This window comes from Mesobacillus selenatarsenatis SF-1, assembly GCF_000813125.1.
In the GTDB taxonomy this organism is placed as follows: Bacteria; Bacillota; Bacilli; order Bacillales; family Cytobacillaceae; genus Mesobacillus; species Mesobacillus selenatarsenatis.
The window spans coordinates 40,267-53,543 of sequence record NZ_BASE01000072.1 but is presented as its reverse complement, the minus strand read 5'-3'; the positions used below and the strand labels follow the sequence as shown (position 1 = coordinate 53,543).

Below are 13,277 nucleotides of genomic sequence, written 5' to 3'. Positions count from 1 at the left end.
AAATGTAATGCTCTGAAGCAGTATAGAGACTATTTGCCTAGTTTAGAGGCAGAATACTCATGGATAAAAGCAGTCAGCTTTTTCAATGTTTCCGGGTTCACTGATGGGAATACACCATGCCCAAGGTTGAAGATGTAGCCTGGTTTTGCCATGCCCTGGTCAAGGATAGCCTTGGCCTTTTCTTCGATTACTTCCCAAGGTGCAAGCAGGATTGCAGGATCGAGATTTCCCATGACGGTTTTCTGGATTCCAAGCTCGCGAGCCTCACTGATTTGTAGACGCCAATCTAATCCAACAACATCTAGCGGAAGTTCGTTCCATTCCATGGCAAGGTGGCTTGCTCCAACACCAAACATGATCAATGGAACATTTTCTTTCTTCAGTTCAGAAAAAATCCTGTTCATGACTGGCTTGATGAAAGTTCGGTAATCCTGAACATTCAGCGCACCTACCCATGAATCAAAAATCTGGATTGCTTTAACTCCGGCTTTGATTTGGGATTTCACATATGTAATCACCATATCACCAAGCTTGTCCATCAGCGCGAACCATGCTTCTGGCTGGGCATACATGAATGCTTTAGTCTTGTTGTAATTCTTTGAAGGGCCGCCTTCGATCATATAGCTTGCCAGCGTGAACGGTGCTCCTGAGAAGCCAATCAATGGCACAGACAACTGTTCTTCTGTAAGAAGTTTGATCGTGTCAAGTATGTAAGGGATATCAGATTCAGGGTTAATCGTACCCAACTTTTCAACATCAGCAAATGTTTTTACTGGATTGGAAATGACAGGTCCGATGCCTGACTTAATTTCCACATCCACTCCCATAGCTGGCAGCGGTGTCATGATGTCCTTGTAAAGGATCGCAGCATCTACTCCATATTGTTCAACAGGCAGCCTTGTCACATAAGCACAAAGTTCAGGCTGGTGCGTAATTTCGAATAAAGAATATTTTTCCTTGATCTCTCTATATTCAGGCTGGGACCTTCCAGCTTGTCTCATATACCAAACAGGAACGTAATCTGTTGCTTCTCCTCTGGCTGCTTTTAAAAATGTATCGTTAATAATCTTGCTCATTAGGGGAAATCCACCTTTCAATAATGTCTGTATTCCATTGTAATATAAAAGGAATAAAATAAAAAACAACTATTTTCCGAATCGGCTTCGCGATAGCGTCCGTAGTTCATACCAAAAAAACAAACTATATACACTATATCGTTTTTATCAGCCGATTTCATAGCAAACGCTTTAAATTGTTGAAAATTTGACGAATTTTGCTTTTACTTACTCAATAAAAGGGAAAACAGATGATAGCTTGGGTTTTGAAAGATACAATTAGTATAATAGAAGCAAAGCATTTTTATTTAAAATGAGGTGAGAAAATGAATCTATATATGACGTCAGGAACTCCAGATTTTTTAATGAAGTTGAAAGAAAAGCATCAAGGAGAAAACATGATACTGATGAACAATAATGAGTCGTCGCTCCTTGTCCATGAGACAGGCAAGAAAACATTGTTCAGTTCACCACGGAAATATGAAGTCATTGATTCCGCTGGTTCACTTGACCATGAAGGGTTCGCTGTTCTCAACAATATTCCAGTAACAGATGAAGGCAGGCCCCTATTTGAAGACCGATTTTTGAACAGACCGAGGCTGATAGAGAATGAACCAGGTTTTATCGCAATCCGCGTTCTTCGTCCTTTAAGCTCCAACACATATATCATTTTGACAATCTGGGAAAATGAAGGGGCATTCGAAAACTGGCAAAAATCGAAGGCTTACGAGAATGCACACAAAAAACGAGGTACAGAAGCAGGAATAGACGGTGCTCGACCGAATATTTTTGAGAGCGCATCATATGTTTCAAAATACTATATAGAAAAATAGAAAATGGGAGGGGCAAATAGCACCCTCCCATTTTTATGAAGTTTTTATCAAACCATTTCGATTTGCATAAACCGCTGCCTGCGTCCTGTCTGATAAACCGAGTTTACCCAGAATGTTCGAAACATGGGTTTTGACCGTTTTGACACCGATGAATAACTCCTCACTGATCTGCTGGTTTGTCATTCCTTCTCCAATACATTTCAGGACATCTAGCTCTCGTTCTGTCAGTTCATCATGTGGCTTACGCTCCTGCGGCCTAAGTCTTTTCATCATCCTATTGGCCACTTTTGGTTCAATGACCGTTTCCCCTCTTGAGGCTTTTTCAATCGCCTTGATGACTTCAGTTGCGGACGCTGTTTTTAGCATATAGCTAAATGCTCCTGCCTCGATGGCCGGAAAAACCTGTTCATCGTCATAAAAGCTAGTGATAATGATGATTTTACATTCTGGATAAAAACTTAGTATCTCCCTGGTTGCATCAATCCCCGATCCATTCTCCATTAACAAGTCCATCAGGACAACATCCGGTTTCGTTTCCTTTACAAGTGAAACTGCCTTTTTTCCACCATCCGCCTCACCGACAATCTCGATTGCTGGTTCAGTCTCCAAATAGGAAATGATGCCTTTTCTGACCATTTCATGATCATCAACTACGACAACCCTGATTTTCCCCATTACTCTTCCCTCCTCAAAGCCGGTATCCGTATTTCAATATATGTTCCTTCGTTTGCTTTTGAACGAATATTATATGTACCGCCAATTTGTTCGCACCGTTCCCTCATCGTCTTAAGGCCGTATGATGCCATCTTTTCTTCATGGATGTCGAAGCCCTTACCATCGTCACCTATATACAGATGAATATATCGATTCTCTTCTGCAAGCACCAATTTCACCTTGGTCGCATCGGCATGGCGCAGGATATTTGATAGTGCTTCCTGAACAATCCGGAATATATGCTCTTCTGCAGCCTGCGAAATATGTTCGATTTCATCAACGCTAGCTTCGAATGCCAGGTTCGTTTTTTGCTTCAGTTCCCTGATTAGTTTAATGATTCCTTCACACAAGCTCTCCCCACTCAATTGGACAGGTCTTAGATGAAGAAGAAGAGCCCTCATTTCCCCCTGTGCTTTGCCCGCTATCTCAGATATTTGCTCCAGCTGCTTCCTGGCCTTCTCTGGGTCCTGGTCGAAACATCTTAGTGAAGCAGATGACATCATGCTGAGCGCGAATAGCTGCTGGCTCACTACGTCATGCAGATCCCTGGCGAGCCTCTGTCTTTCCTCCATGGTTGCGGCGGACTTTGCCGTCTTTGATAGCTCCGTTTTTTCTTCCGCAAGCCGCTGCAATGAATGAACCTGGTCCTGGAGGTATTCAGATAACTGATTGAGCTCCTCTGAAATAAGTCCGATCTCATCTTTTTCATCCGTTTGGATTCTTTCCGTGAATTTACCTCTGCGCAAAGTAGCGATGAATAGTAATATATCGCCAAGACGTCCTTTGATTACGTAGCTTCCTCGTAAACTGAAGTAAAATCCGACTGCTGCCATAATGACAAAGCTATACAGCCAAAACCAGAATGTCATAGCAGTTGAAAGACCGCTGTCAGGCACAACGAATAAGAAAATTTGCAGGCCAATGAAGAAGATGAGAGAAGTTATGAAAGCCATCATCAAGAACGTTTGGATAAACCATAAGCGGATACTTGTCACTTGCTACTTCCCCCTACACCCGATCAATCCGGACAGAACCGATCTTCAATTCGATTGTGATGTTCAACTTTCTTACTGCATCATCATAATCATCCGATTTATATGCTATTACGTGTTTTATTTGCTCCTGAGCATAATCGAACAGTTTTACCTCGCCGACGCCTATGACAGCATCGATCTTTACAGGCACATCCTCCGGAATGAGCATTTTCACTTCACCAACCCAGCCTCGCACCCTTATCGGAGTCTCCCTGTCAGGAATGAAGCCTTTGCTGAAGTCGATAAAATATTCACCGACCATATTGTATAAATCCATTGGTTCGACTGCCCAGTTTTGCTTTTTGAATGTTACCTTGCCAATCGACACCCCTCGTATCTTCTTCAATGTAGTTTCGGGAGCTGGTATATTATCAATCTGCTTCGCTGATGGAAAATCCGTTTGGTAAATAACTTTTATTTTTTTATTCCTGAACATCATCGCGAATCCAAAATGAATCAGCAATAGTGGCCAAAGCTTCCACACATCAAGAAATTTAAAGGGAATCAGGCCAAAGCGGTCCATGATCAGCAATGATGAAAACAGAACGATGAATGAACCCCATCCGGGCTTTCTCTGCAATAAAACTACTAAACCATAAATCAGTATAAAAAAAGGATAGGTTACGACAAAAAGCTCTTTTATTTCCAAGGAAATGACACCTAAATTAACTAACAGAAGAATAACTCCCAAGCCTGATAGTATGACAGCCGCAGCTATCTGATTCATCGACCGTGTACGCAAAAGTTCCCCCTTCTTTCTTCCTATCATAATCACTAATTCTTTTCCTGGTGGGAAAATCCCTTTTTTAAGGTTAAACATGCTGGTTATTAAAATATAGTTTCATATTATAATACGGCTCGGCATTTTTCTCCCCTCTGGAGAAGCTGTTCCCCTCCGTCTCGAGACCGAGAAAAAATTCTCCGATACCGCTCACACCTTTCCGCTGCCATCATATCCTGTAGTACTCAATTAGGAAATTTGCCTATATAACGGAAGGTACACAACAAGTCATTTAGAAAGGAGGATTATTCCATGGTCATAGAATTAACGGCACTTCATTGGATATATGTTTTATTCATTTTCCTGATTATCGGTTTCATGGTCATGAAAAGAGACACAACCCTTATCTCAATTACCGGTATCTTTATACTGGCAATCGTCGCAACGGGATCCCTGAGTGGATCGGTCAGCAGTATATTCAATAGCTTCATATATGCGATTACCGAGCTTTTGCCTACTATTCTTGTTATTTCGATTATCGTAGCGATGAGCAGGACACTTACAGTGACCGGAATCAATGATGCGATGATATCCCCGTTTGCAAAGTTGATCAAAACACCGGCGCTGGCTTATTGGACGATTGGTATTGTCATGATGGTCATATCCTGGTTCTTCTGGCCTTCCCCGGCTGTAGCCTTGATGGGCGCAGTTCTTTTACCGGTTGCTGTCAGAGTCGGACTGCCTGCGTTAGGGGTAGCTGTCGCAATGAACCTCTTTGGGCACGGAATCGCGCTGTCCGGTGACTTTGTCATCCAGGCTGCTCCAAAGCTTACGGCTGATGCAGCAGGCATTCCTGTCAGTTCGGTTGTGCAGGCTAGTATCCCGCTGGTCATTGTGATGGGTGTAGTTACTACGGTCACCGCTTTTTATCTATTAAAAAGAGATATGAAAAACGGGACACTAAAAGGTGGCGGCGCACTTGAAATTGAAATGGATCATAATAGTGATCCCAGCTTGCTATCGGCCGATGCCAAGAAATTTTTCGCCATCTTGATACCGGTTTTATTTGCTGCTGATGTCGCGGCAATGTCCATTCTTGACTTGCAGGGTGGCGACGCAACTGCGCTCGTTGGCGGGACTTCGATTTTCATTCTTCTTCTCATTTCACTCGCAGCACATAAGAACAAAGGTCTTGAAAAAACGACTAGCTATCTGATCGAAGGATTTCAGTTCGGCTTTAAGGTTTTTGGTGCAGTCATTCCGATCGCAGCATTCTTCTACCTAGGAGATTCAGGCTTCACAAAAATAATCGGCGAATTCCTGCCAAAAACTTCTCAGGGCATCGTAAATGACCTCGGCGTGGCGCTGGCTTCTGTCGTGCCACTCAGTGCTGAAGTTGGAGCCGTGACCCTCACTGCTGTCGGGGCAATTACGGGCCTCGATGGATCTGGCTTTTCCGGAATTTCGCTTGCAGGCTCGGTAGCAGCGATTTTCTCAACTGCCATAGGTGCAGGAGCCGCTACTCTGACCGCTCTTGGTCAAATTGCTGCCATATGGGTCGGCGGCGGCACCCTTGTTCCATGGGCATTGATTCCCGCAGCTGCAATTTGCGGAGTGGATCCGTTCGAACTAGCAAGAAGAAATCTGCTTCCGGTTACAATTGGCCTGATAGTCACCACGATTGTGGCAATGTTCCTGATTTAAAATACTGGATGCCATTACAAGGCTCCATTTATATACGAAGCTTCCTTTATGGGAGCTTCTTTTGCTATCGTTCTAAAAGGTTTTTATTCTATTTATGTGCTATAATTATTTAAATTATCAAACTATTTTACATAAGGAGATGAACCAATTGCAGGATCAGCTTTTTAAAAAGATCGAAAACCTTTATCCGGAAATGGAGGAAATCCGCCGTTATATGCACCAACATCCTGAATTGTCTTTCCAGGAAGTGAACACAGCACAATATATTCAATCGTATTATGAAAAACTCGGAGTTGAGTTCCGCGCCAATGTGGGCGGCAACGGAGTGGTTGCAAAAATCCATGGTGCAAAGCCAGGAAAAACGGTCGCACTTAGAGCTGATTTTGACGCCTTGCCGATACAGGACGAGAAAGATGTACCATACAAATCATTAGTTCCAGGTGTGATGCATGCCTGCGGCCATGATGGACACACAGCGACATTATTAGTGCTTGCAAAGGTACTATATGAAGCAAGGGAAACTTTGCAGGGAACGTATGTGATGATCCACCAGCATGCTGAGGAGTACGCTCCAGGCGGGGCGATTTCGATGATTGAAGATGGCTGTCTTGAAGGAGTGGATGTGATTTTCGGTACCCATCTGTGGGCAACTGAGACGACAGGAACAATCCAATACCGGATTGGACCAATCATGGCAGCAGCTGACCGATTTGAAATAGCAATCCAGGGAAAGGGCGGACACGGGGCCCAGCCGCATAAAACAAAGGACGCTATTGTTGCTGGAGCACAGCTGGTTTCAACCTTACAGCAAATTGTCAGCAGACGTGTTGATCCTGTCGATTCCGCCGTTGTGACCGTCGGTTCATTCGTAGCAGAAAATGCCTTTAATGTAATTGCCGATAAAGCAAAGCTGATTGGCACAGTCAGGACATTCAACGAATCAACCCGTGATTTCATCGCAGCGGAAATCGAAAAAGTAGTCAATGGCACCTGCCTGGCAACAGACTGCACATATGATTACCAGTATGAAAAAGGCTATCCTGCCGTCGTCAACCATGCAGCAGAAACTGAATTCCTGATCGACTGCGCTACAAAAGTACCAGAAGTGACAAAGATTGAAGAAGGTGATCTCCAAATGGGTGGCGAGGACTTTTCCTACTACCTCCAGCATGTAAAAGGAACCTTCTTTTTCACCGGTGCGAAGCCAGAAACAGAAGGTTCGTATCCACACCATCACCCTAGATTCGATTTTGACGAAAAAGCGATGGTCATAGCCGCAAAAACTCTTTGCGCAGCCGCACTGAACTATCAAATAAAGGAACAAACCAAACACGAAAAAAGTGAGACATTAGCATAAAAACCGCATTGCAAAACACCTCCGCATCTTATAGTTGCGGAGGTGTTTTCAGGATCCTTATCCTATAGGCATTCATCGCTGTTTCACCTAACTGGTCGAGCAGATTGTAATTTGCGTAAGCTCCTACAACAGCTCCAATCCCGGGCATTAGCTGCAGCATTTTGGCAAAGTCGATATAGTCTCTGTATTCCTGCTGAAATTGCTGCCAATCCAGCTCCGACAATTCAGCTTTTCTTGCTTCCCAGTTCTCAATCAAGTCCAGCGTCTGCTTTCGATGGTCATCACTTGAAAAAGCCAGCTGGAAAACATAAAGGATAAAAAGCCTTTCTTCATATCTTGAAGGGTCATAACCATAGACTGATGCAGCCTCGAAAAGAAATTTCATTTTTATCGATAAAAGCAATGGAAAATCCGCCATTCCGAGCAGTATGCCCCCGGCTCCAGTTCCTGCCCCTTCGACAGCCGCCGTCCTCTTGTATGCAGACAGCTTTTTATGAAGCTCCTGGTCTTTCTCAGCAAGTGTAAGCCCTGTTCCCTGTTGCTTTTTCGTCATGTAATTTGATCCAGCCAAAGTTGCCTTGACCATGTTCTTAATACTTTCCGTCAAGAATTGATGGACTCTGTCTGGAATCAATTGATTCACTTTCGTCTGCGCCTTCTTTGAAGCACGCGCCAAAATGCTGGAACGTTTATTCAGCTTCCGCTTCCAGGCGAGAACCTCTTCATAAGCCTTCAATTCATATTCATTCATGCTTTCACCCCTTGTTTTTACTATTACGTCTCAAACACAAAAACGATTCAAAAAAAATCCTTTTCATAAAAGCTCAAAGCGATTACGAAAAGGATTTCCAAATTAGGATTTAAGCTTGCTCTGACTGTAAAAATAGACAAAGAACAGTGAAAATGCGATTCCAGAAGCTAATACAATCGCTCCTAATATCAGTTCCCCTTTAATGAAAACTGTCCCTGCAAAGACAGCTGCCTGAAAAATCATGATTCCCAGCAACAGGCTCGTAAAGGATTTTTTTCTTGAATTCTCTGGTACAGGATACAGACCGACCCATAGCTTGTTTTGGTGATGATTCCATAAAGGCAAAAGCTGAAACCCTGTCAAATACATGAAAAGCAAAGCAAACAAAATTTGTCCTGGCCCATATGATAGGAAATAAAGCGCTGCTCCTCCTATCAATGTTAGGCGGACAAGCAAGCCGAAATAATCCCCGGATCTTGCGAAGGTCCTTAAGTAAAGATGGCTGAAGGCCAGGTCCTGCTTGTATGGAATGATGTTAACGAGCCAATCAAGCCATTTTCTTCTTTTCGTGCGGTCTCGCAGCTTTGGAACATCCGTAAACATATTGGCCACACGGTAAAAGGCATTCATCCGCCGTTCTTCGTCCTCGATCAACTGCTCCCACTTCAAGCCTTTATCCTTTGTCTGCTTTTTATAGTAAAAATACAGCATGATTAAGACAGCAGCTGGAACGGCTGCAAAAAATAGCTGCGCTCCTGAAAAGATAAAATACAAAAGAACGACATTAATACAAAAACGAATGATGCTATCCGTCAATTTTACGTTCTTCTCGATAAAATACTGTACATTCCAGCGTATCAATATATTGATCCATTTTATCAGGATGAGTGCGATTAAAAGGATGAAAAACGATTTGAAATCGGCACCATGTATTTTTACATGAAGCGGCATTAGCACTGCTAGTAGGAGCAGCAATAAATAGGACTGCAGGCTCAGGCTGAATGTGATCGATTTCCGGAAATAGTCATCCAATCTGGTTTCAAGGGGCAATAAGAATATTTTATCCGCCTCGGTCAAAAATGTCTGAATTGGACTATATGTAAGCACGACAGCGAGAACCAAGGCGATGATCCACGCTGCCGGGAAGTCCGGCTGCAGTGTTTCAATCCACTCTTGATAGTAAAAAGCCGCTGTTCCCAATAAAAATAGGACGACAATCACTAAATGGCCATTAAAGATGTATCGCAGGTAGCTTCCGGTTTCCTTGGAAAAAGTACCGAAACGCTCCTTCCATAAGTGCTGCGGATTAAACATAGTCTTCTTCCTTTGTCAGTTGGATATACAGGTCATCCAGTGTTGCGCCAGGCATTTGGAATTGGTCCCTCAACTCTTCAAGCGTTCCATGCGCCCTGACCTCTCCATTATGGAGAATGACAAAACGATCGCAATAACGTTCGGCCGTTGCAAGAATATGCGTCGACATCAATATGCCAGCTCCATTTTCCTTCATCTTGTCCATCAAATCCAACAAAGATTGAATCCCAAGTGGGTCAAGACCGACAAATGGTTCATCGACGATATAAAGTGAAGGTTGTACCAGGAATGCACACATGATCATAACCTTTTGCTTCATCCCTTTTGAAAAATGGGCAGGAAACCATTTCAGCCTTTTGCTCATCCTGAATTCCTTCAATAAAGCCTCTATTCGGTGTTCATATTCTTTTTCCGCAAGACCATAGGCCATTGCTGTCAGCCGCAGATGCTCCTCAAGCGTCAATTCATCATAAAGGATTGGGGTTTCAGGCACAAAGGTGAACTGCTTCCTGTACTCCTCCTTGCCTTCTAAAAAGGTTCTGCCGTTAATTTTAATATCACCCTGATGAGGCTCCATCAAGCCGATTACATGCTTGATTGTCGTACTTTTTCCGGCACCGTTCAGGCCAATCAATCCAACGATTTCATTTTTATTGACAGTGAAACTCACATTTTTCAATACCGGATTCCTTGTATATCCACCGGTTACCTGGTTAATCTCCAATAAAGACATGAACAACGCCCTTCCAGTTCGTATTCTGTACCGTTATTTTAACAAATCCATATCCATTAGGAAAAGCTTCAACTTCTCCCTAAACTTTTTCGCATATATGTTTTCAATCGGGGCATCATAATTTTTGAAGGGGCAACAAGCAATAATTCGAAATGAGGTGTCTGTTAAAGACATATTATTCGATTTATAAGCACACTGATTTAAACGTTCAAACAAGGGGATGGTTGCATTGCGCTACGTAAATGTTAACCCAGCCGTTCAGTAACATCACTCCACATTTTGAAATGAGGTGTGTGTCGCAGATCACTTCCCGCTTTATAAGTTGTGAAACCGACTAAAGCAGACAAGGGGATGGTCCGATTGAACCAGGTACTGAATAACCCATCATTTTTATAATTCAAATGAATTGAAAATGAGGTGTTTATCAAAGGTAAACCTGCTGAGAACGTCAATGAACAGTAATTAGTTCCCCTTCAGGGACAGGATTCCATGCGGATCCTGTCCTTTCTTTCTTTATGTTTATTGGTAAAATGTGATAAAATACCATAAAAAAGCGCAGAGTCCTGGAGTCACGGGGCAAAAGCGAATTTTAAAAGGGAAGGGTGAAAGAGATGAGTGATTGCATTTTTTGCAAAATCATCAACGGCGATATCCCATCAGCAAAGGTGTATGAAGATGAGAACGTCCTTGCATTTCTCGATATCAGCCAGGTAACGAAAGGACATACTCTTGTGGTCCCGAAGGTACATAAAGAAAATGTCTATGAGCTCACTGACGAGATTGCCGCGAATGTATTCAAGGCAGTCCCAAAAGTCGCTAATGCAATCAAGGTTGCATTTGATCCTATCGGGCTGAATGTGCTTCAAAACAACGGAGAAGCAGCTGGCCAATCAGTCTTCCACTTCCACATGCATTTGATTCCGCGCTATGGCAATGGTGATGGCTTCGGTGCTGTGTGGAAAACCCACCAGGATCAATATACATCCGACGATTACCAAAAAATCGCCGCAGAAATTAATAGCAATATTTAGACTTCCGCATTGCGGGAGTTTTTTTATTGGTGCTAGAATCAGCTTTATTATTGGACAATCTTCAGGCTATTCACATTGTGTTTGTCCGATAGAGCTTCCTTATCGGACACTTTTTGCGGTTCTTCCCTTCGGTTTGTCATTTCTTGAAAATTTATTTTAATTTTTCTGAAAACATTAGAATTCTGCTTGAATTTCTGGTAGCATGATGATAACTTTAACACATTAAAGACATACCGTAATTAAATTTTCGGGGGGATCAATTTGAAACGAGCTCTCAATTTTAATGCTGGTCCGGCTGCATTGCCTGAGGCAGTACTAGCTAAAGCAGAAAAGGAAATGATGAATTACCAAGGCAGCGGCATGGGTGTGATGGAGCTCAGCCATCGCAGCAAGGAATTCGAAGAAATTAATCAACTTACAAAAAATCTTCTCAGGAATCTGCTCACCATTCCTGATGAATATGAAATTCTATTTCTCCAGGGTGGTGCAAGTCTGCAGTTCTCAATGATCCCAATGAACCTGCTTGAGGAAGGATCGACTGCGAGCTATGTCTTGACCGGAACATGGTCTGAGAAAGCGCTGAAGGAAGCTCAGAAAGTTGGAAATGCCGTGATAGCCGCATCTTCCAAAAATGCCAACTATAGATCAATCCCCAACCCTTCAGAAATCGACGTTTCAGCTGAATCTTCTTATCTCCACATCACGACGAACAATACGATTTTCGGAACCCAGTGGCATACCCTCCCTGAGGATCTTGCTATTCCTCTGGTTGCTGACATGTCCAGTGATATTCTCAGCCGGCCTCTAAACCTATCATCATATGGACTCATTTATGCAGGTGCACAGAAAAACCTCGGCCCATCCGGTGTCACTGTTGTCATCATCCATAAAGATTTGCTTAAACGTTCTAGATCGGGACTGCCTTCCATGCTCAATTATCAGGTCCATGCTGATTCACAATCGCTTTATAACACTCCTCCTACTTTATCGATTTATCTTCTGATGCTTGTTCTTCAATGGGCAGAAGAGCTGGGCGGGGTAAAACAGCTTGAATTGCTGAGCAAGCAGAAATCGGCACTGCTGTATGATGCGATAGACAGAAGCGAAGGGTTCTATACCGGTCATGCCGAAAAAGGAAGCCGTTCACGAATGAATGTCACCTTTACACTTGAAAATGACAGCGTGGCTTCGTCCTTCCTCCACGAGGCGGAGGAATACGGCTTTATCGGGCTTGCCGGCCACAGGTCTGTCGGCGGCTGCCGAGCCTCGATCTATAACGCCGTTCCACTTGAAAACGTTGAAAAACTTGCTGACTTTATGAATCGATTCAGGAGCAGAAATTAACAGAATATTAATCCTTTACTCCATTAAAATATGTGTTATAATTGGAGAAAGCTTTTCGCTGCAGGCACAGAGAGCACTGCAGGAGGAGTACTAGTTAGCTAGAATAGCAGAGGAGAGATGAGAAATGAATACGAAGAATCTTGTAGCATTGTCACTTTTAGTGGGGATGGGAGCAGTCTTGCACGTTGTTGTACCAGGTTTTTTCCTTGGGATGAAACCAGATATGATGCTGACGATGATGTTCCTTGGAATCATCCTGTTTCCTGACAAAAAGAGTGTACTACTGGTTGGAGCCGTCACTGGACTAATTTCAGGATTGACTACTACTTTCCCAGGAGGCCTTGTTCCGAACATCATTGATAAGCCTGTTACTGCGTTTGTCTTTTTCGGAATACTGATGGCACTGAAAAATTTCAAGTTTTCGATTTATACTGCAGCTGCCCTTACAGCGGTTGGAACCATTGTTTCAGGAATCGTTTTCCTTGGTTCGGCATATTTCCTTGTCGGCCTGCCGGGACCGTTCACTGCGTTATTCGCAGCGGTTGTGCTTCCAGCAGCAGCATTTAACGCTGTTTTCATAGGCATTCTTTATCCTGTGGCAACAAACATTTTTAAAAGAGCAAAGCTCGCTGAAATCCATTAAAAATATCTGCCCCTGTCTATTACGGACAGGGGCTTTGTTATGT

At 43.2% G+C, this 13,277-nt stretch carries 13 protein-coding genes; 6 read left to right on the top strand and 7 right to left on the bottom strand.

Annotation, left to right across the window (positions count from 1 at the left end; genetic code table 11):
- Positions 1-29 precede the first annotated feature (29 nt).
- Positions 30-1,076 (bottom strand): uroporphyrinogen decarboxylase, encoded by a 1,047-nt coding sequence (gene hemE / locus TY49_RS15135; protein ID WP_041966741.1) that lies wholly within the window; start codon positions 1,074-1,076, stop codon positions 30-32.
- 305 nt (positions 1,077-1,381) lie between these two features.
- On the opposite strand from hemE, the gene TY49_RS15130 reads away from it, so the two are divergent.
- A complete protein-coding gene (locus TY49_RS15130; RefSeq protein ID WP_041966740.1) occupies positions 1,382-1,888 on the top strand; it encodes an antibiotic biosynthesis monooxygenase family protein in 507 nt (168 codons plus the stop codon).
- 33 nt (positions 1,889-1,921) lie between these two features.
- Here the strand turns inward: TY49_RS15130 and TY49_RS15125 are convergent, their stop codons facing one another.
- From TY49_RS15125 to liaF, 3 genes are read right to left on the bottom strand one after another with little or no spacing between them, the layout of a single operon-like run.
- Complete coding sequence (locus tag TY49_RS15125) at positions 1,922-2,563, bottom strand: response regulator transcription factor (RefSeq protein ID WP_041966739.1); 642 nt, start codon at positions 2,561-2,563, stop codon at positions 1,922-1,924.
- Positions 2,563-3,597, bottom strand: a complete 1,035-nt coding sequence (locus TY49_RS15120) for a sensor histidine kinase (RefSeq protein ID WP_369390141.1) — start codon at positions 3,595-3,597, stop codon at positions 2,563-2,565. Before TY49_RS15120 ends, TY49_RS15125 begins: the two co-directional genes overlap by 1 nt.
- 13 nt (positions 3,598-3,610) lie before the next feature.
- On the bottom strand, positions 3,611-4,378 hold the full coding sequence (gene liaF / locus TY49_RS15115) for a cell wall-active antibiotics response protein LiaF (protein WP_041966738.1): 768 nt from the start codon (positions 4,376-4,378) through the stop codon (positions 3,611-3,613).
- Between the two features lie 291 nt (positions 4,379-4,669).
- Here liaF and TY49_RS15110 point away from each other — a divergent pair, with 291 nt between their 5' ends.
- Together TY49_RS15110 and TY49_RS15105 are read left to right on the top strand one after the other, a co-directional pair.
- The gene (locus tag TY49_RS15110) at positions 4,670-6,061 is read left to right on the top strand and encodes a hypothetical protein (protein WP_041966737.1); all 1,392 of its coding nucleotides are present in this window, start codon (positions 4,670-4,672) and stop codon (positions 6,059-6,061) included.
- A gap of 148 nt (positions 6,062-6,209) precedes the next feature.
- The gene (locus TY49_RS15105) at positions 6,210-7,418 is read left to right on the top strand and encodes a M20 family metallopeptidase (protein WP_041966736.1); all 1,209 of its coding nucleotides are present in this window, start codon (positions 6,210-6,212) and stop codon (positions 7,416-7,418) included.
- Between the two features lie 28 nt (positions 7,419-7,446).
- Here the strand turns inward: TY49_RS15105 and TY49_RS15100 are convergent, their stop codons facing one another.
- The 3 genes from TY49_RS15100 to TY49_RS15090 form a co-directional block, all read right to left on the bottom strand.
- Positions 7,447-8,169 (bottom strand): EcsC family protein, encoded by a 723-nt coding sequence (locus TY49_RS15100; protein WP_041966735.1) that lies wholly within the window; start codon positions 8,167-8,169, stop codon positions 7,447-7,449.
- A gap of 102 nt (positions 8,170-8,271) precedes the next feature.
- Complete coding sequence (locus tag TY49_RS15095; RefSeq protein ID WP_041966734.1) at positions 8,272-9,483, bottom strand: ABC transporter permease; 1,212 nt, start codon at positions 9,481-9,483, stop codon at positions 8,272-8,274.
- Positions 9,476-10,216, bottom strand: coding sequence for an ABC transporter ATP-binding protein (locus TY49_RS15090; RefSeq protein ID WP_041966733.1), 741 nt, complete (start codon positions 10,214-10,216; stop codon positions 9,476-9,478). Before TY49_RS15090 ends, TY49_RS15095 begins: the two co-directional genes overlap by 8 nt.
- Positions 10,217-10,827: 611 nt before the next feature.
- Here TY49_RS15090 and TY49_RS15085 point away from each other — a divergent pair.
- The 3 genes from TY49_RS15085 (at position 10,828) to TY49_RS15075 (ending at position 13,234) form a co-directional block, all read left to right on the top strand.
- Positions 10,828-11,247: an HIT family protein gene (locus tag TY49_RS15085; protein ID WP_041966732.1), complete on the top strand. Its 420-nt coding sequence runs from the start codon at positions 10,828-10,830 to the stop codon at positions 11,245-11,247.
- Between the two features lie 261 nt (positions 11,248-11,508).
- Entirely contained in the window at positions 11,509-12,591 is a 1,083-nt protein-coding gene (gene serC / locus TY49_RS15080; protein ID WP_041966731.1) for a 3-phosphoserine/phosphohydroxythreonine transaminase, read from the top strand.
- A 124-nt stretch (positions 12,592-12,715) separates the two neighbouring features.
- The gene (locus TY49_RS15075; protein ID WP_041966730.1) at positions 12,716-13,234 is read left to right on the top strand and encodes a tryptophan transporter; all 519 of its coding nucleotides are present in this window, start codon (positions 12,716-12,718) and stop codon (positions 13,232-13,234) included.
- The last annotated feature ends 43 nt before the right edge of the window (positions 13,235-13,277 follow it).

Excerpts from the sequence above, each read along its gene's own strand:
- hemE (WP_041966741.1), bottom strand. The coding sequence starts at position 1,076 with ATGAGCAAGATTATTAACGATACATTTTTAAAAGCAGCCAGAGGAGAA.
- TY49_RS15110 (WP_041966737.1), top strand. The coding sequence starts at position 4,670 with ATGGTCATAGAATTAACGGCACTTCATTGGATATATGTTTTATTCATT.
- TY49_RS15130 (WP_041966740.1), top strand. The coding sequence starts at position 1,382 with ATGAATCTATATATGACGTCAGGAACTCCAGATTTTTTAATGAAGTTG.
- TY49_RS15095 (WP_041966734.1), bottom strand. The coding sequence starts at position 9,483 with ATGTTTAATCCGCAGCACTTATGGAAGGAGCGTTTCGGTACTTTTTCC.
- TY49_RS15090 (WP_041966733.1), bottom strand. The coding sequence starts at position 10,216 with ATGTCTTTATTGGAGATTAACCAGGTAACCGGTGGATATACAAGGAAT.
- TY49_RS15125 (WP_041966739.1), bottom strand. The coding sequence starts at position 2,563 with ATGGGGAAAATCAGGGTTGTCGTAGTTGATGATCATGAAATGGTCAGA.
- TY49_RS15075 (WP_041966730.1), top strand. The coding sequence starts at position 12,716 with ATGAATACGAAGAATCTTGTAGCATTGTCACTTTTAGTGGGGATGGGA.
- TY49_RS15085 (WP_041966732.1), top strand. The coding sequence starts at position 10,828 with ATGAGTGATTGCATTTTTTGCAAAATCATCAACGGCGATATCCCATCA.
- TY49_RS15100 (WP_041966735.1), bottom strand. The coding sequence starts at position 8,169 with ATGAATGAATATGAATTGAAGGCTTATGAAGAGGTTCTCGCCTGGAAG.